This window comes from Marinifilum fragile (genome assembly GCF_963677365.1).
In the GTDB taxonomy this organism is placed as follows: Bacteria; Bacteroidota; Bacteroidia; order Bacteroidales; family Marinifilaceae; genus Marinifilum; species Marinifilum fragile.
In genome coordinates this window covers 2708495-2725317 of record NZ_OY781962.1, presented here as the reverse complement: position 1 = coordinate 2725317, position 16823 = coordinate 2708495, and the positions used below count along the sequence as shown (strand labels likewise).

Here is a 16823-nt window from a genome sequence, read left to right as displayed (position 1 = left end):
TTGTGTAAAATGTTGAAGTGTAGCTTACTTATCGAATTTTAAAAATTGTATTATGATGTGAATTGATAATATTTGACGAGATTATAACTCATTACAATTCAATGAAAATATTTTAAATCGGGTAAACATGATTATATTTGTATCGATTTACAACTAAAATACTTTTATGGAGTATCAACATTGGGGCAAGTTGATTCGTGACAGAATTGAAAAATTCGGCGATCGAATCGCAATGCGCTATAAGGATGAAGAGAGCAATAAGTGGATTGGTGTAAGCTGGAATGAATTTGGTTTGCAAATTCGACAAGTATCAAAGGCTCTTATGAAATTGGGTGTTAAGGAGAAGCAATCTGTTGCAATTTTCTCTCAAAACATGCCTGAATGGATTACCGCAGACTTAGCTATTATGAGTGTTCGCGGCATTTCTGTTCCAATATATCCTACAAACTCAACAAACGAAGCAAAATACATAGTTCAAGATTCTGAAGTTCAGGTTATTTTTGTTGGAGAACAAGAACAGTACGATCGTACCATGGAATTGATTAAAGAGGTTCCACACGTGAAAATGGTTGTTGTTTTTGATAAAAAGACAGAGCTTACGGATCATGATAAATCTATGTATTGGGATGAGTTCATCATTAGTGGACAAAACTCAGGTTTAGGAAAAGAATTTGATGAACGCTTTTACAGCGGTGAGTTCGATGATCTGGCTACCTTGATTTACACATCAGGAACCACTGGTGAACCCAAAGGAGTAATGATTGATCACAAGAACATTTCGAGTGTATTGGTTTCTCATGATAAGGAGTTAAATGTTTCAGAAGATGACATTTCTCTTAGTTTCTTGCCGTTAAGTCATGTTTACGAACGTGGATGGTGTTTCTTCTGTTTCCATCGTGGGATTGAGGTTTACTTTAACCGTGATCCGAAGAAGATAGCGGAAACAATGAAAGAGGTAAAACCAACATTAATGTGTACGGTTCCTCGTTTGTATGAAAAGATATATTCGGGCATTAAGGATAAAACCGAAGAAGCTTCGGCAAGCAAACGTGCTTTGTTAAATTGGTCGGTAAAAGTTGGCGAAAAATATTACAATCAATATCAGATGTTTGAGAAAAAAGTTCCTCTGGGATTAAAGCTTAAACATAGAATTGCCGACAAGTTAGTTTTAAGCAAACTACGCGGAATTATGGGAGGTAGAATCAACTTTACACCTTGTGGTGGAGCTCCTGTTTCTAGAGAAATATTAGAGTTTTTTCATTCTTTAGGGATTAATGTAAAAGTTGGTTATGGTCTTACCGAAACCATGGCTACTGTTAGTTTGTATGGCGATAAGAATATCGATTTTAGAACAGCCGGAAATACCATTGTTGGAACCGAAATTAAAATTGGTGAAAATGATGAGATCATGGTGAAAGGCCCGGGTGTAATGCGTGGTTATTACAAAAAGCCTGAAGCTACAGCAGAAGTGATGAAAGATGGCTGGTTCTGTACCGGTGATGCAGGTAGAATTGACGAAAATGGTTGCCTGATTATAACCGATAGAATTAAAGATCTGATGAAGACTTCTGGAGGAAAATATGTAGCTCCACAGAAAATTGAAACTACCTTGGTTAACGATCAATTTATTGAGCAAATTGCTGTAATAGGGGATTGTAGAAATTATGTGACTGCACTGGCAGTACCAGCATTTGGTCCCTTGCAGGCTTATGCAATTCAGCAAAATATTGTATTCAATTCAATTGAGGAGCTTTTAGCAAATTCACAAATTATTGAGTTTTTTGAAAAGCGATTTGAAGAATTGCAGAAGGAGCTTTCAAGGTTTGAGAAGGTGAAGAAATTTACCCTTCTTCCTAAAGAATTTACAATTGAAGCAGGAGAAATTACCTCTACTCTTAAATTGAAAAGAAAGGTAATTCAGGAAAAATACAAGCATCTTATCGAAAAGATGTATAAGGAATAAAACGACAGTTTAACCGTTAATAGAAACCCGAGAAATTAAATTTTTCGGGTTTTTATTTTGTGATTAGAATCACGCGAACAACTTGGCGACTATGGGCGCGAACTATATGCGCGGTATAGCGCAAGAAACATGCGTGCAAGGTCGCGAACAGTTTGCGGGGATAAGCGCAAACACCTTGCGCCTATGGGCGCAAGTTTATAATAGAGTAAAAGGAATTTTTCCAAGCTATTACAAGAAGCTTTTTAGCTTACTTCTGAACAATCATACCAATCCATGGACTACCCTCTTCATATGGTTTTCCTCTTAAATTAGCCCAGTAATCCTTAACTGTAAATCCATGTTCTTCGGCCATTGCAATGGCTCGCTTTACCGAAAAATAATGTTTCCAAATGTGATGAGTTCTCATCTCACCATCATTAAAAACTAAGGTGTATTTGTCGAGACGAACCTTATCCTTTTTGTATTTGTAATGCGATTGTAAAAGTAAATGTTCTTTCTCGCTCCAGAAACCGTCTTCATTGCTAATGTACCAAGATTGATCTGGCTCCCTTGTTTCAAAATAATATTTGGTAAATACATCAAATATCAGGAATCCGCCAGGTTTAAGGGCTTTATAAACTTTCTTAAGAAGCTTGTCGCGATCTTGATGCGACAGTACACACAAATCCCCGTAGATTAAACTTACAACATCAAATTCATTTTCGTAATCAATCTGAAGATAATCCTTACACAGGTATTGAATTGGATAGCCGAATTCTGCTGCCTGTTCCTTTGCATAGTTAATAGAGTTCTCTGAAAAGTCGATTCCTGTTACATCGAATCCCTGCCCAAAGAAATTTTCGCTGTACAAACCCGGGCCACAACCAAGATCAAGATATTTACTTTCTTCAGGTAATTTCATGTAAGAACTAAGCCAGTGAACTGCCTGAATAATATTTTCGTACTTTCTTGATCCTTGATCTGAATCATCATCAAGGTGAGCATAAAGAAGATGTTCTGATATATATGGATCTTGCCAAAAATTACCATCATCCTTGGCAAATAATTTAGGTTTCTTTGTGATCTTTTCCAGATCATTGAAGTTAAGAAGACCTTTTGCAGTTAGTAAGTTCATAAAACTAGACATTTGAATTGAGCATCGGTGATGCTTAAAGAATTTGTTGCAATTTTACTCTTTTTATTCCTGGAATACTACCCAATTCAGAGGTTAGTTTATTTAGTTTAACTCTTTCCGAAATTTGAACAGTAAGGTAGTAACTAATTCTATTTTCGTCGTAATGCTGTTCCACATCAATGGTTCGAATGGCAATCTGATGTTTTTTCAGGATATGTTTAAAATCATCAGGAGATACTTCTTTACTTTTAACATGGATATGAAGACGTTTGATGAATTTTCCTGGGAATAATTTCTTTTCAATAGCATCCATTGCAATTAAAGAGATCAGTAAAATGGTAGCTCCAATGATAGCTCCCATATACATTCCAGCTCCAATTGTTAAACCAAGTGCAGCGATTACCCAAATCGAAGCAGCGGTAGTTAATCCTTTTACATTAACACCAAATTTCATTATGGCTCCTGCTCCTAAAAAACCTATTCCCGATACTACCTGGGCGGCAATTCTACCTGGATCTCCATTTTGAAAATTTTGAAATGTTTGGGGAATATAAATCGACAACAACATGATTAAGCTGGCTCCCATACATATTAAAATATGAGTACGTAATCCGGCAGGTTGTCTATGAGCTTCACGTTCGAGCCCAATTATGGCTCCAATAAAAAAACTAAACAACAATCGCCAAAAGATGGTTTCAGTTGTTATTTCGGTGGTTGATATGAGTTGATTGATATAATCCATTTATCGATTTTAGTGTTTGCGCTTGATCATTACATCGTATCTGTCAAGATATTGGAAGCCTAAATTTTTGTAAAGTTTAATGGCATGTTTATTTGTTTCATGAACTTCAAGCTTAATTTGCATGTTTAATTTTTTTGCAAACAGAAGAGCTTTTTCACTTAATAATCTTCCGTAGCCTCTCTGCTGATAGTTTGGGTGAACGCCCAAGTGATGCAGGTACAATCTGCGTGAATCATTGGTAAGCCAAATTGTGCCAATGCACTCGCTAGTGGTCAAATCTTCAAGAATCCAGAACTTACCTCCAAATTTTAAGCTCTTTTCTATCGTGAGAGCTGTATCAGCACGTTTTTCGTCAGCTAAACCAGTTAATTCCCATAAACCAAGCACAGCAGCGAAGTCATGAGCCTCATATTCTCTAATCTCTATTTTATTCATCATCCTCTTTCTTTATCACATAAACTTGACCTGTTTCGAATCGAATTACCTCTACTTCGGTCTCTTTATCGATAAAACCATCTTCCGATTTGGCATCGTAGATTTGATTGTCGATAATCACTTTTCCGGATGGGCGAAGTACACTCATTGCAACACCAATTTTACCAACCATGCTTTTTGCCCTCATGTCAACGCCAACGTAACCTTCTTCAGCATTTTCGACGGTACTTAGAGCCAAATGACCAAGGAATGAGTTGGCAGAAAATAGTTTCTTACTCAGGTAAATGGAACCCACAATGGCTACAAGCATTGAAAAAATCACCAAAAGCAATGAAGCTACAATGGTTTTGATATGTCGGGGTTCAAATTCAAAAGCAACATTATCAACTAAACTTAAGGTCAAGCCAGTAATGATGAAAATGATTCCGGAAACTCCTGCAACCCCAAAGCCAGGGATTACAAATATTTCCACGGCGAGCAGTATCACTCCGACACCAAAAAGAATAATCTCCCAATTTTCAGCCATTCCTTCCAGATAAAGAGGAGAGAAGTACAATACTGCTGCAATTGCAGAAGCAAGAATTGGAAATCCGATTCCGGGAGTTTGCAATTCAAAATAAATTCCTCCTATAATGATCATGATTAGAATTCCTTGTAAAACTGGATTTATCATGAAATCAACCACTTTTTCTATTCCAGATGGTTCGTAGGATTTTATGGTATATTCTTTCACTCCTGCTTTTTCTAAAACTTCAGAAACGCTGTTGGCAATTCCTTCGCAGTATCCATTTTTAATGGCTTCATCCGGAGTAAAGGTCAATACTTTTCCTGTATCAATTACATTTTCGATATAGGTTCTTGGATCAACCATTGCTTCAGCAATTAATGGGTCGCGCTTCCACTTGTAAATGGTATCACCAGCTTGAACAATTGTGTCTTTTCCATGTGCTTCAGCAGTAGCACGCATGGTTGATCTCATGTAGGATTGGTATTTATCAGGCATGGCCTGCCCGGTTTGATTTACCACGGTAGCAGCGCCAATATTGGCTCCAGATCTCATGTAAATGCTGTCGCAAGCAATTGAAATTAATGCTCCTGCCGAAGCTGCATTGTTGTCGATAAATACATAAACGGGTTTTTTGTTATTTAATATCGCAGTACGAATCGAATCTGCGTGAATTACCATACCACCGTAAGTATTCATGTGAATTAAAATCAAATCGGCATTTAATTTATCAGCTTCCCGAAAGGCATCTTTGGTTTGACGCCAGGCTGCAGGGCCAATTTCTCTTTTGATATCAAATTTGTATACAAGTTTTTCAGTCGATTCAACTAAGGAATCAGAGGCAAGTTTTGCTTCAGCGGATAAACCGATAAGCATTACTAGCAAAGAGAGAATAATATTTCTGAAAAGATCCATATAAGTACTTTTAGTTGTTTATTGTATATAAGATAACAATTAACTCGCAAATATTCTTTTGAAAAAGCTTAAGATTTAGTGCTTCTCTTTTTCCCAAATTTCATTAACAGCTAATGTGCCGGCTACAACCGATACAATTGCTGCAAAGCTTGAGAAAGAAACACCACAGAAAGGAACAATCAAGCATAGCGAAAACACAAAACCATTTGCAATTACAATTCCCTTGTTTTCTCTCATGAATTGCACACTTTCCTTAATGCTTAGTCTTTTTCTTTCAATGGCATAATCTAAAAATGAAAATCCATAAAAGTAAGCCGAAATGAAAAACAGAATTATGGCTGAAGCCCAACCAATAATTGGGATAAAACTTAGAATAAACATTAATGCGGTTAATAGCAACTCTATGCAAAGGTTTCTAAGGGCAATAAATACTCCGCGAATAATATCTTTAACCAGTTGTCTGAATTCAAAAGGATAATCGTTACCAGTTTTAATTTTCTCGGTTCGCTCTGATAGGTAAGAGAACACTGGAGACATGATAATGATGATGATATAACCCCCGAAGTATGCAAAAATTAGGAAAAAGAGAACTTTGAACACAATCCAGATAAATCCACCAATTGTAGCCTTTAGAAATCCAGAACCCCAAAAATCAGCATTTTCAAGATCTAACCAATTTTGCAGGTAGGTTTGAGTTTGGTCCGATAACGAGCCAATATAATCCCATCCAACCCAGAATAGAAGAATATTCAGCAATAAAGGAAAAATAAAGAACCAAGCCAGTCTTTTTCTAAATATATAATTTAAGGCTTCCGAATAAGTGCGTAAACCAAATCCAAAATCTTTAATCAGTTTCATGTTTTTATAGATGTAAGATGACAATTGTGCTTTAACAAAAATAAGATTAAATGTGTAATACCAAAAGAACCTGAATCCAAAATCTTTAATCGAACTCAGGTTAATATATTGCGTCAGACTTCTTACATTTCATAGCTTTTAATTACCTTTGTGACTCTAAATAACCATTATTGATATTTAATATTTTAGAAATGCAAAGTTTGATAGCAATTTCGCCGGTTGACGGGCGTTACCGTGACAAAGTAGACGTATTGGGTGAGTATTTTTCAGAGTACGCTTTGGTACGGTACAGAGTGTTGGTTGAAGTAGAATATTTTATTGCTCTTTGCGAGGTTCCTCTTCCACAGTTGAAAGATTTTAGCAAAGATTTATATACTGATTTGCGTAGCATTTACCTTGATTTTACCGTTGAGGATGCGCAAAAAGTAAAGGATATTGAGAGTGTAACCAACCACGATGTAAAGGCAGTTGAGTATTTTATTAAAGAAAAGTTCGATGCTTTAAAATTAGAGAAATACAAAGAATTCATCCACTTTGGATTGACATCTCAGGATATTAACAATACTGCAACTCCATATTCTTTGCGTGATGCTGTTTACGATGTATATTACCCATTGTTGGATCAGTTGATTGCGAAATTGGAAAGTCTTTCTGAAGATTGGAAAGAAATTGCAATGTTGGCTCGTACTCATGGTCAGCCAGCTTCTCCAACTCGTTTGGGAAAAGAAATTCAAGTGTACGTTTACCGATTGAAAAGACAATTGGATTTGTTAAAGAGCGTTCCTTGTTCTGCTAAATTTGGTGGTGCAACAGGTAACTTCAATGCTCATCATGTTGCCTATCCTGAAGTGGATTGGAAAGAATTTGGGAATCACTTTGTAAATGATATTTTAAAACTAGAGAGAGAAGAGTTAACAACTCAGATTTCGAACTACGATAATATGGGTGCGATTTTCGATAACTTGAAACGCATCAATACCATTTTGGTTGACTTGAACCGTGACTTCTGGACTTACATTTCCATGAACTATTTCAAGCAGAAAATCAAGGAAGGTGAAGTTGGTTCTTCAGCAATGCCACACAAGGTGAATCCTATCGATTTTGAAAATTCAGAAGGTAACCTAGGATTGGCGAATGCTACTTTCGAACACTTGGCTACTAAGTTGCCAGTTTCTCGTTTGCAGCGTGACCTAACGGATTCAACTGTACTAAGAAACATCGGCGTTCCTTTTGCACATACCATCATTGCTTTTAAATCTTTATTAAAAGGTTTAGACAAACTATTGATTTCAAAAGAAGCTTTTGAAGCTGATTTGGAAGCAAACTGGGCAGTGGTTGCAGAAGCTGTTCAAACCATTTTGCGTCGCGAAGGATATCCAAATCCTTATGAGGCATTAAAAGCTTTGACTAGAACCAATACTCATGTTACTCGAGAAAGTATTGCTGAATTTATCGATACACTAGAGATTGGTGATGATTTGAAAGCTCAATTGAAAACAATTAGTCCTGATAATTATACAGGAATCTAGAAAATATTAATATTTGTTAATACTTTGTTTTTAGGCTGTAAGAGTTGTACTTTTACAGCCTATTTTTATTGGGCAAATTCTTAAGTTCCCAATATTCTTATTTAACTATTTATACTTTTAATGAAAGATTTTATTAAGGTTCTTAAGCGATTCCTCCCTCCCTATCAGATGGACCTAGGGATGATGTTTTTATATAATTTATTGGGTGCTTTATTTGGAGCGGTTTCTTTTGGGGTTATGGTACCAGTACTAAATACCATATTTGGCCTTAACTCTGAAGTGGTAACTGAGAAATTACCATTTGAATTTTCAGCAGAGGTATTAAAAAATAATTTTTACTACTACTCAAATTTATTAACAGAAGAATATGGAGCTGTAGTTGCCCTTATTTATGTTGGAGCGATTCTGTTGGGAGTTGTTTTCTTTAAAGTTTTATTCACTTTCTTAGGATCTTATCATTCGGTTAGTATTCGAAATGGGGTGGTTCGCGATATGCGACAAATTATATATAACAAGATTGTAAGTTTACCCTTGCCTTTCTTTACTGAGGAGAAAAAAGGAGATATTATTTCAAGATCAACAGGCGATGTGCAAGAGGTTGAAAACTCGGTAATGAGTTCGGTAGACATGATCTTTAAGAACCCTATTATAATTGTTGTTTATCTGTTTGGAATGATACTTATGAGTGCCCAACTAACTTTATTTGTTTTCTTACTTTTACCAATTGCAGGTTATATTATTGGTAAAGTTGGGAAGTCTTTAAAGAAAACATCTAGAGCTGGGCAGGATAAGATGGGAGATATTTTGAGTACAATAGAGGAAACCTTGTCTGGACTTCGTATCATTAAAGCATTTAATGCAGAAGAGAAAATGAATGATAGATTTGGTGTTCAGAGTAATGAATATCGAAGAATCATGAATAGTATGATGAGACGTTATGTTTTGGCTCATCCAATGAGTGAATTGATGGGAACCATTGTGATTATTATTATACTGTGTTATGGTGGTAAGTTGATTTTGGAAGGAAGTGGAAATATGAGTGCTTCTGCTTTTATTGCTTATTTAGGAATGTTTTATTCTATTATTAACCCTGCGAAACACTTTTCAAAGGCTATGTATAGTGTTCATAAAGGGTTGGCAGCAATGGATCGTATTGATCAATTACTTGATGTTGAATCTAGTATTGTGGATAAAGATAATGCCAAACCAGTAGAAACTTTTGGAGAGTCAATAGAATATAAGAATGTTGCTTTTTCTTACAATGGAGAAAGGAATGTGTTGAAGAATGTAAATTTGGAGATCCCGAAAGGAAAAACTGTTGCATTAGTTGGTCAATCAGGTTCTGGAAAAACTACTTTTGTTGATTTATTGCCAAGATTTTATGATGTAAATGAAGGTAGTATTAATGTGGATGGGGTAGACATTCGTGACTACAAAATGAAAGACTTGCGCAATCTGATGGGGAATGTGAATCAGGAGTCAATTCTTTTTAATGATACTATTTTTAACAACATAGCTTTTGGGGTTGAGAACGCAACAATGGAAGATGTAATTGCCGCCGCAAAAATTGCCAATGCTCATGACTTTATCAGTGCAACAGAGAATGGTTACGATACCAATATTGGTGATCGTGGTAGTAAACTATCAGGAGGACAGCGTCAGCGATTGAGTATTGCACGTGCAGTTCTTAAAAACCCACCAATTATGATTTTGGATGAGGCTACCTCAGCTTTGGATACGGAGTCAGAAAGATTGGTGCAGGATGCATTGGATAAATTAATGGAGAACAGAACCTCATTGGTGATTGCACACCGACTATCAACAGTGAAGAATGCAGACCTAATTTGTGTTTTCCATGAAGGAGAAATTGTAGAACGAGGCAAACACGATGAATTAATCGAGAAAGATGGAGCCTACAAGAAACTGTATGATATGCAGCTATTGTAGTATTTAAAAGAATAATAGCTAGAGAAAGATGGATCATTTTATTGGTCCATCTTTTTTTTGATCATTATAGAAAATGATAAGGATTGTGAATTAAAAATGTAACGCTACAAAACCTTTTCTCGTACAAATATCTGACAATATGATTTTTGAAGAACTAAAATTTTGATGTTATGTCTAAAACTTTTAGAGCTGAACAGACCAGAGAAAAGAGAAGACGACCTCAATCGAAGAAATCAAAGAGAGGATTTAAAAACATAATAAACCGAGAAAATCATCAGGAAATAGCAGACAATTATTTATTGAAAGAGCGTGTGTGAAATCACCGATAGGTGACTCTTCATACCAGAGTGAAATAATATTAGTATTGGAACAATTAAAAACAGAGAACCGCCTTCGGGCGGTTTTGTTTTATATAGAAACAAAAAAACCTTCCAAAAAATGGAAGGTCTTGCACGGGAGGAGAGACTCGAACTCCCGACACCTGGTTTTGGAGACCAGTGCTCTACCAACTGAGCTACACCCGTGTGTTTTTGTAGACTTTAGGACTATCGTTTCTCAAAAGTCTGCGACAAAAGTAGAACATTTTTTTAGATCTGCAAGAGCTTTTTCATGCTAAAATTAGGAATTTAATCAGCTTAACTTTGCTTGTTATTGCAGGAGATTCAGGATGAGGGAATTGTCATAAGAACTTTTTTTAGGCTTTTAAATAAAAATCTGCAATTTTTTTAAAAATGTGGTAAATTAAAAGGTGACAATCTAACATCAAAATAAGAAATCATGAAGAATACAAAAAAGGAATATTCAAACGGAGAGGTTACTGTGGTTTATGATTCGGCTATTTGTATTCATGCCGGAATCTGTTTTAAAGGTTTGCCAACAGTTTTTCAACCAGGAACACGTCCATGGATCAAAATGCAAGGATCGGATACGGAATCAATTATTAAGCAGGTGCAAAAATGTCCATCTCGTGCTTTATCCTTTTACATGAATTCTCCTGAGGAGGATGAGGCTGATAAGGGGCCAATTAAAGCTTTGGAAACTGGTAAAAAAGTTGAAGTTATGACCAACGGGCCATTGATGGTTGAAGGGCCAATTACACTTGTTAGATCGGATGGAAAGCGGGAATCTATGGAAGATACTTGTTATTTTTGTAGGTGTGGAGCTTCGAAAAATAAACCATTCTGTGATGGTTCGCATCAGGATATTGGTTTTAAGGAATAAAAAAGAGCACTTAATCCAGTGCTCTTTTTACTTATAAAATCATTTAAATATCAAATATCTGTCTGCATTACTTGTCTCGATGAACAATAGTGGTTCGAGTAATAGAGTAGACAGCAAAAAATCCAATGGCCCCATTAGAAATATTTGAAGTAATATTTCCAGGAGGTCCTGAAAACATATTTTGGCCTTCATCCAATTCTTGAAGTTGGCTCACAAAGTCGTAATATTCTTCACTGATTGCATAGGTTTCCAGAGTAATTATATCATTGTCTTTTAGTATTTCATCTGTTTTTTCCTGGTTAAACTCACCAACATCAACACCTTTTGAGGTTTCACCATTAAAGTAGGTGTCCTTTTGAACCAGTATTTCTGTAATTGTATCTTGTATCAGCACATCATTTATTCTGCAGGCAAAACCATAATAATCTTCTGTTTTAATATCATCTTTCATATAAAGAGAAACTAACCAGAATGGTCCTTTATCAACATCTTCGTCATAGGATTCGTAATCAGGATCAAAATGCATTTTTATAGAATCTATGACGTAATTTGATTTCATTATTGAACTGGCCAAATATTCTTCTAATGTTCCGTCCTTATTTACATCTACATTTGTAATTGACAAAGAATATGTGTTACCTGGTTGACCAGCAAATGCCTCTTCGCTTTCGTAGTATCCTGGTTTAGTTTCTTGATAGTTATAGGTGGTTTTGCCGTCAGTAACGGTAATTTTAGCACTGCGAACGGGTATGGCATCCTGGTTGAAAAAGACATCACTTGTTTCTTTCAGGATTACATGGTGTTTTGTTAAATCAGATGTAACAGCAGCTTCAACTGATAAGCGGGTTTCTCCACTATCAACATCAACATTAATCTCTTCGGTACATGATGAAAAAATCATTGTAAACATCAACAAACAAATGCACTTCAACTGTTTGTTTGCAAATGACGAAAATGGAATTAATATTTTAGTTTGCATCATTCTAAAATTTAAAGTTATAAGTGATTGAAGGAACAAAGGTAAATAGGTAGGTTTTTTCAGCTTTCATTACCTTAGGATTGTCATCATCCTGCTTGAAACTAACGTACCATGGATTTTTTCTGCCATAAGCATTGTACAATGAGAAATTCCATTCGCCTTCCCATTTACGGCCAGGTTTCTTTTTGCCTTTTAAAGTTAATGCCAAATCTAAGCGATGATTATCGGGCATTCTATAGGAGTTTCTACCCGAATAGATTTTTATCAATGCGCCTTGGTATTCTGCTCTTCCTACAGGGTAGGTAACCGGAGATCCGGTAGAATAGGTAAAATTGGCCGAAATGCTTGTTCTTTTTGTCAAGTTATAGCTCAATGCAGCTTTGATATTGTGCGGAACATCGTAAGGTGAACGATATGACTTTCCATCGTTAATGCCTTCAATTGTTCGTTTTGTTCTGGAATATGTGTATCCAATCCAACCTTGTAGGCTGTTGAAAGTTAAATTGGTTGTTAATTCAAAACCATAAGCTTCTGCCGATCCTGTTCGCAATTCTCCCTCTAAATGCTTGTTTAGTAGTAATTCTGCAAAGTCTTTAAAATCGATAGAGTTATTCATTTTTTTATAATATCCTTCCAAAGACATTTCAATGGTATTGTCCCTAAAATTTCTGAAATATCCCAAAGCGAATTGGTCAGAAGTTTGAGGTTTTACATTTGGAGAGGCTGGAAACCAAATATCTAAAGGTAAGCCACCTGTAGAGTTTTGAGTCAGCTGCATGTATTGAGTGGTTCTTGAATAACTTGCCTTTACCGAAGAAGTAGGAGTAAGCATGTATTTAAGACCGAACCTAGGCTCCAAATTAGTATATGTATTAAAAATATCACCATTCTTATAAGTTGTTGAATCAACAACATTGTAATTTTCATCAAAATCATAAACGGTTCCTTTACCTATATTATTGAACATGCTAAAGCGCAATCCATATTTTAAGGTCAGGCGATCGCCAATTTTTTGTTCATTGGAAATGTATAATGCTTCTTCTAATCCATTTGACTCATTTACGCGATAGTCTGAAAGAAAAGATTGCTCTCCTAAGCCAAACGCATGACCTGGCTCAAATTTGTGATAAGTAATAATTCCACCAAATTTGATGTTGTTATTGGCATTTAAGAAGTAATTGAAATCAAGTTTTGCCGAATAATCTTCCATATTCGATTTCCACTTAAAAGCATCGGCTCCTAATTTATTTGATAATTCGTAATCGTATTTACTATATAGGAAAGTAGCATTGGAAAACAATTTGTTTGAGAACAGATGGTTCCAACGCAAACTAACCGTACGATTTCCATAGTTCAACTCGTTTTCGTTGCTTTTAAAAACATCCTTACCCAAATAGGTTGATATAAAAAGACGGTTTTTATCATTAAAGCGATGGTTGATTTTTGCATTTACATCGTAAAAGTAAACGACATTGTCTTTCACATCTTCGTCGGAAGATAACTTCAGGAACAAATCGGCGTAACTTCTTCTTCCCGATAGCATGAAAGAGGTCTTTTCGTTTTTGCCTATTGGACCTTCAAGAGTTAACCTTGATGAAACAGTACCAATACCACCATTTCCACTAAACTTTTTGCTGTTTCCGTTTTTCATTCTGATGTCCAGAAAAGAAGAAAGACGTCCACCTACAGCAGCAGGAATATCTCCTTTGTAAAGCTTCATATCGCTTAAAGCATCGTTGTTAAAAATAGAGAAAAAGCCAAGCAAGTGAGAAGCATTATACACAGGAGCTTCATCGAGAAGCAGCAAGTTTTGGTCTGGATTACCTCCTCGAACACTAAAACCACTCGAACCTTCGGCAGCAGGTTTTACACCAGGAAGCATTTGTACCGCCTTAATTAGATCGACCTCACCCATTAAGGCAGGCAGCTTTTTTATGGTTGTTGCCGGCATTTTTACCACACTCATTTCAGCTCGTTCAACATTGCTGGCTGCAGCATCTCCTCTTACGATAACTTCTTTTATTTGGAGGTTATCCGAAGACAAATCGATATTTAAATTCAGGTTATCAGTAACTTCCAAAACTTTTGATTGAGTTTTTGTACCCAAAAAAGAATAGCTAAGCGTGTAAAAACCAGCAGGAACACTTAAGGAGTAAAAACCATATGGATTGGTAATGGTCCCTTTTTTTAGCTCTTTGATATAAAAGGCAGCACCAATTAAGTCTTCACCATTGTTTGCATCTTTTATATATCCACTAATGGTAACTTTTTTAGCTGGGTACTTTTTAAAAGCAATCTGATTTCCAATGATTTTGTATTTTAATTGTAGCTGCAAACAAACCTTATCCAGCAATATTCTTAGTTGGTAAGATTTTTTGCCCAGATAAATTTTCTTCTCCCCAAGTTCTGCACTAGGGTAGGTACAATTCAATTTTGTTTGGTTTTTAATCAAATCCATTAAATCCACAAAGGAATAAGCTTCTTGATTGGTTTTAATGGTTTGGGTGTCTTTCGATTGAGACATTACCGTATTCATCCCCAACAGCATGAATATTGCTGTTAGAAAAAGAAATATATTTCTCATGTACAAATTATTTTAGTAGGATGTACGAATTGTTTTTTTCGATATCAAGATCTAAGGTAAATGAGATGGTTTCCAGGATGTTTTCAAGATTTTGATTTTCAAATACTGCTGTCAACCTGAGTTGTGGAACTGCTTCTCCTTCCAATCTGATATCTACATTAAATAGTTCATTTAAATCACTACATATCGACTTTAAACTTTTGTTCTGATATGCTAAATACTGAATTTTTATTTCTGAATGATGAGAGTCATTTGTGCTTTTAAGAATTACATGTTGCTCGGTAATAAACTTCGCTTTATCACCTCTCACCAGCCGTACCTTATTTGTTGGTTCATTTTTTCCCCTAAACTCAACGATTCCCGATTCTACCTCGATAAAGGTATTGCCAATAGCTTCCGAAATTCGAAATGATGTTCCAACAACCTTTGTTTGGGTTTGACTGGTGGTGATGATAAATGGTCTGTTTTTGTCCTTTGCTACATTAAAAAAAGCTTCCCCTGTAAGCTCAATTGCTCTCACTTTTTCTGAAAAGTGTTTCGAATGCTTAATGCTACTTCCCTGGGCCAACAGAATCGTACTTCCATCAGGCAGATTCAACAACTTTTCATTTGCAATATTATTTACAACCAATGTTTGATCCGAACTGGTATTCATATATAAATATGATGTGATTCCACTTACCATTAGTATTGCAATTGCTGCCGCATACTGCAGGTAACGGCGAATTTTAATACGCTTTTGTAAGTTTTTCTTTTGTAATAATTTACTGTAAGCTTTTTTCGAATCAAATTCAATTTTCTTTGCGGATGAGAATTTGCATTCCCAATAAAACCTTAACTCGTCAAAGTATTTTTGGTTAGCAGGATCTTCCTCCATCCAATTTTCCACTGCCTGTTTTGTTTTATTATCACATAGCTCGTTTAAATAATCAGTTAATATTTCTGTGTTAATTTTCATGGCCCTGAAATCTTAATACATGTATAAATAAATTGCAATTCTATAGGTAAGACAACTAAACCTGATTTACCCCTATAGAATTCTCATTTTTTTTTACAAAAAGGTGAAAGTAGTGTATCATTGGCAGTGTTTTTCATCGATTCAAAGAATTCCTCAATAGATAATAATTAATTGAACCTTACATTTCCATTTCAATTTTTCCCTTTTAGGGAAAATGTCGACAGGCAAAAGGGTGCAATAATGAGAAACTTAATTAAACACACCCCTCTCCCTGTCGGGATCTCCCCTGAAAAGGGAGAATTCCGAAATTAAAGGCTCTTCATCTAATTAAATGTTTTCATTAAATTCAAGTAGACTCTAGAAAGGTCGCGAATGTGATGAGATGATTGTTCGTTGAATGGAAATGTTTGTATGAATTCTAAAACTGTAATCTTTTTGTTCACTGATCACTGTTACTCTTTCACCATCATCAAGAAATAAATCAGCAAGTCATTTTTATCCAATTGAGCTCTTAATTTTTTAATTGCCGTATTCATCTGGTTTTCGATGGTTTTTTTAGAAATGTTGAGGTGTTCAGAGATCTCAAGATAGGACATCTGCATATTTCTGCGCATGATGAATACCTCTTTGCATTTGGGGGGTAAATTCTCAACGGCAAGTTCCACTTTCGATCTTATCCTGGCAAGATTCTCCTCTCGATTGATCTCAAAAGGAGTATCGATAGGATCTTCTACTTCCTCGATAGGAAGAATACTTTGCTGTACATTTTTTTTCATTTGACTGATGCAAGCATTCTTAACCGCCCTATACAAATAAGAGGAGATGGATGTATTGATATTAGGAGGAGAATCCCAAATTTTAAGAAAAATGTCCTGTACCAAATCTTCGCACTGATCTGGATCAGTTAGAAATGAATAGGCATAATTGCACAAAGGAGAATAATACTCTTTGAAACAACTATTAAAATCAATTTTGAGGGTAGAGTGGGACAATTGTATTTCAATTTTCGTTCGCTGCGATCAAAAATAGAAATATTATCCTATTAAATTGTTAAAATAAATGTGAAGAAAAGT

Annotated in this window: 14 protein-coding genes and 1 tRNA gene; 5 read left to right on the top strand and 10 right to left on the bottom strand. The window is 35.6% G+C overall.

Annotated features, from left to right (window positions below; all coding sequences use genetic code 11):
* The first annotated feature begins 166 nt into the window (after positions 1-166).
* Positions 167-1963, top strand: a complete 1797-nt coding sequence (locus ACKPCA_RS10745; RefSeq protein ID WP_321279094.1) for an AMP-dependent synthetase/ligase — start codon at positions 167-169, stop codon at positions 1961-1963.
* 247 nt (positions 1964-2210) lie between these two features.
* Here the strand turns inward: ACKPCA_RS10745 and ACKPCA_RS10740 are convergent, their stop codons facing one another.
* The 5 genes from ACKPCA_RS10740 to ACKPCA_RS10720 all read right to left on the bottom strand — a co-directional run bounded on the left by ACKPCA_RS10740 (position 2211) and on the right by ACKPCA_RS10720 (position 6532).
* Positions 2211-3077: a class I SAM-dependent methyltransferase gene (locus tag ACKPCA_RS10740; protein ID WP_321279092.1), complete on the bottom strand. Its 867-nt coding sequence runs from the start codon at positions 3075-3077 to the stop codon at positions 2211-2213.
* A gap of 34 nt (positions 3078-3111) precedes the next feature.
* Positions 3112-3819 (bottom strand): MgtC/SapB family protein, encoded by a 708-nt coding sequence (locus tag ACKPCA_RS10735; RefSeq protein WP_321279091.1) that lies wholly within the window; start codon positions 3817-3819, stop codon positions 3112-3114.
* Positions 3820-3828: 9 nt separating this feature from the next.
* On the bottom strand, positions 3829-4254 hold the full coding sequence (locus ACKPCA_RS10730; RefSeq protein WP_321279090.1) for a GNAT family N-acetyltransferase: 426 nt from the start codon (positions 4252-4254) through the stop codon (positions 3829-3831).
* On the bottom strand, positions 4247-5674 hold the full coding sequence (locus tag ACKPCA_RS10725) for an NfeD family protein (protein WP_321279089.1): 1428 nt from the start codon (positions 5672-5674) through the stop codon (positions 4247-4249). Before ACKPCA_RS10725 ends, ACKPCA_RS10730 begins: the two co-directional genes overlap by 8 nt.
* Positions 5675-5749: 75 nt before the next feature.
* Positions 5750-6532, bottom strand: coding sequence for an EI24 domain-containing protein (locus tag ACKPCA_RS10720; protein WP_054721066.1), 783 nt, complete (start codon positions 6530-6532; stop codon positions 5750-5752).
* A 191-nt stretch (positions 6533-6723) separates the two neighbouring features.
* Between ACKPCA_RS10720 and purB the strand changes: the two genes are divergently transcribed.
* From purB to ACKPCA_RS10705, 3 genes are all read left to right on the top strand, one after another.
* On the top strand, positions 6724-8061 hold the full coding sequence (gene purB, locus ACKPCA_RS10715) for an adenylosuccinate lyase (RefSeq protein WP_054721067.1): 1338 nt from the start codon (positions 6724-6726) through the stop codon (positions 8059-8061).
* A gap of 120 nt (positions 8062-8181) precedes the next feature.
* Positions 8182-10008: an ABC transporter ATP-binding protein gene (locus tag ACKPCA_RS10710; RefSeq protein ID WP_321279086.1), complete on the top strand. Its 1827-nt coding sequence runs from the start codon at positions 8182-8184 to the stop codon at positions 10006-10008.
* A gap of 170 nt (positions 10009-10178) precedes the next feature.
* A complete protein-coding gene (locus ACKPCA_RS10705; protein WP_157471486.1) occupies positions 10179-10325 on the top strand; it encodes a hypothetical protein in 147 nt (48 codons plus the stop codon).
* A gap of 134 nt (positions 10326-10459) precedes the next feature.
* Here the strand turns inward: ACKPCA_RS10705 and ACKPCA_RS10700 are convergent.
* Positions 10460-10532, bottom strand: a tRNA-Trp gene (locus tag ACKPCA_RS10700).
* A 253-nt stretch (positions 10533-10785) separates the two neighbouring features.
* Between ACKPCA_RS10700 and ACKPCA_RS10695 the strand changes: the two genes are divergently transcribed.
* Positions 10786-11229: a (4Fe-4S)-binding protein gene (locus ACKPCA_RS10695; protein ID WP_054721069.1), complete on the top strand. Its 444-nt coding sequence runs from the start codon at positions 10786-10788 to the stop codon at positions 11227-11229.
* Between the two features lie 67 nt (positions 11230-11296).
* Here the strand turns inward: ACKPCA_RS10695 and ACKPCA_RS10690 are convergent, their stop codons facing one another.
* The 4 genes from ACKPCA_RS10690 to ACKPCA_RS10675 form a co-directional block, all read right to left on the bottom strand.
* The gene (locus ACKPCA_RS10690) at positions 11297-12208 is read right to left on the bottom strand and encodes a DUF4249 domain-containing protein (protein WP_321279084.1); all 912 of its coding nucleotides are present in this window, start codon (positions 12206-12208) and stop codon (positions 11297-11299) included.
* 4 nt (positions 12209-12212) lie between these two features.
* Positions 12213-14792 (bottom strand): TonB-dependent receptor, encoded by a 2580-nt coding sequence (locus ACKPCA_RS10685; RefSeq protein ID WP_321279082.1) that lies wholly within the window; start codon positions 14790-14792, stop codon positions 12213-12215.
* Positions 14793-14799: 7 nt separating this feature from the next.
* Positions 14800-15750: a FecR family protein gene (locus ACKPCA_RS10680; protein ID WP_321279080.1), complete on the bottom strand. Its 951-nt coding sequence runs from the start codon at positions 15748-15750 to the stop codon at positions 14800-14802.
* A 452-nt stretch (positions 15751-16202) separates the two neighbouring features.
* Entirely contained in the window at positions 16203-16682 is a 480-nt protein-coding gene (locus tag ACKPCA_RS10675; RefSeq protein ID WP_321282602.1) for an RNA polymerase sigma-70 factor, read from the bottom strand.
* Positions 16683-16823: the final 141 nt, after the last annotated feature.

Bases quoted from the DNA above. Each gene is read 5' to 3' on its own strand.
- ACKPCA_RS10745 (WP_321279094.1), top strand. From the start codon at position 167: ATGGAGTATCAACATTGGGGCAAGTTGATTCGTGACAGAATTGAAAAA.
- ACKPCA_RS10740 (WP_321279092.1), bottom strand. From the start codon at position 3,077: ATGAACTTACTAACTGCAAAAGGTCTTCTTAACTTCAATGATCTGGAA.
- ACKPCA_RS10735 (WP_321279091.1), bottom strand. From the start codon at position 3,819: ATGGATTATATCAATCAACTCATATCAACCACCGAAATAACAACTGAA.
- ACKPCA_RS10730 (WP_321279090.1), bottom strand. From the start codon at position 4,254: ATGAATAAAATAGAGATTAGAGAATATGAGGCTCATGACTTCGCTGCT.
- ACKPCA_RS10725 (WP_321279089.1), bottom strand. From the start codon at position 5,674: ATGGATCTTTTCAGAAATATTATTCTCTCTTTGCTAGTAATGCTTATC.
- ACKPCA_RS10720 (WP_054721066.1), bottom strand. From the start codon at position 6,532: ATGAAACTGATTAAAGATTTTGGATTTGGTTTACGCACTTATTCGGAA.
- purB (WP_054721067.1), top strand. From the start codon at position 6,724: ATGCAAAGTTTGATAGCAATTTCGCCGGTTGACGGGCGTTACCGTGAC.
- ACKPCA_RS10710 (WP_321279086.1), top strand. From the start codon at position 8,182: ATGAAAGATTTTATTAAGGTTCTTAAGCGATTCCTCCCTCCCTATCAG.
- ACKPCA_RS10705 (WP_157471486.1), top strand. From the start codon at position 10,179: ATGTCTAAAACTTTTAGAGCTGAACAGACCAGAGAAAAGAGAAGACGA.
- ACKPCA_RS10695 (WP_054721069.1), top strand. From the start codon at position 10,786: ATGAAGAATACAAAAAAGGAATATTCAAACGGAGAGGTTACTGTGGTT.
- ACKPCA_RS10690 (WP_321279084.1), bottom strand. From the start codon at position 12,208: ATGCAAACTAAAATATTAATTCCATTTTCGTCATTTGCAAACAAACAG.
- ACKPCA_RS10685 (WP_321279082.1), bottom strand. From the start codon at position 14,792: ATGAGAAATATATTTCTTTTTCTAACAGCAATATTCATGCTGTTGGGG.
- ACKPCA_RS10680 (WP_321279080.1), bottom strand. From the start codon at position 15,750: ATGAAAATTAACACAGAAATATTAACTGATTATTTAAACGAGCTATGT.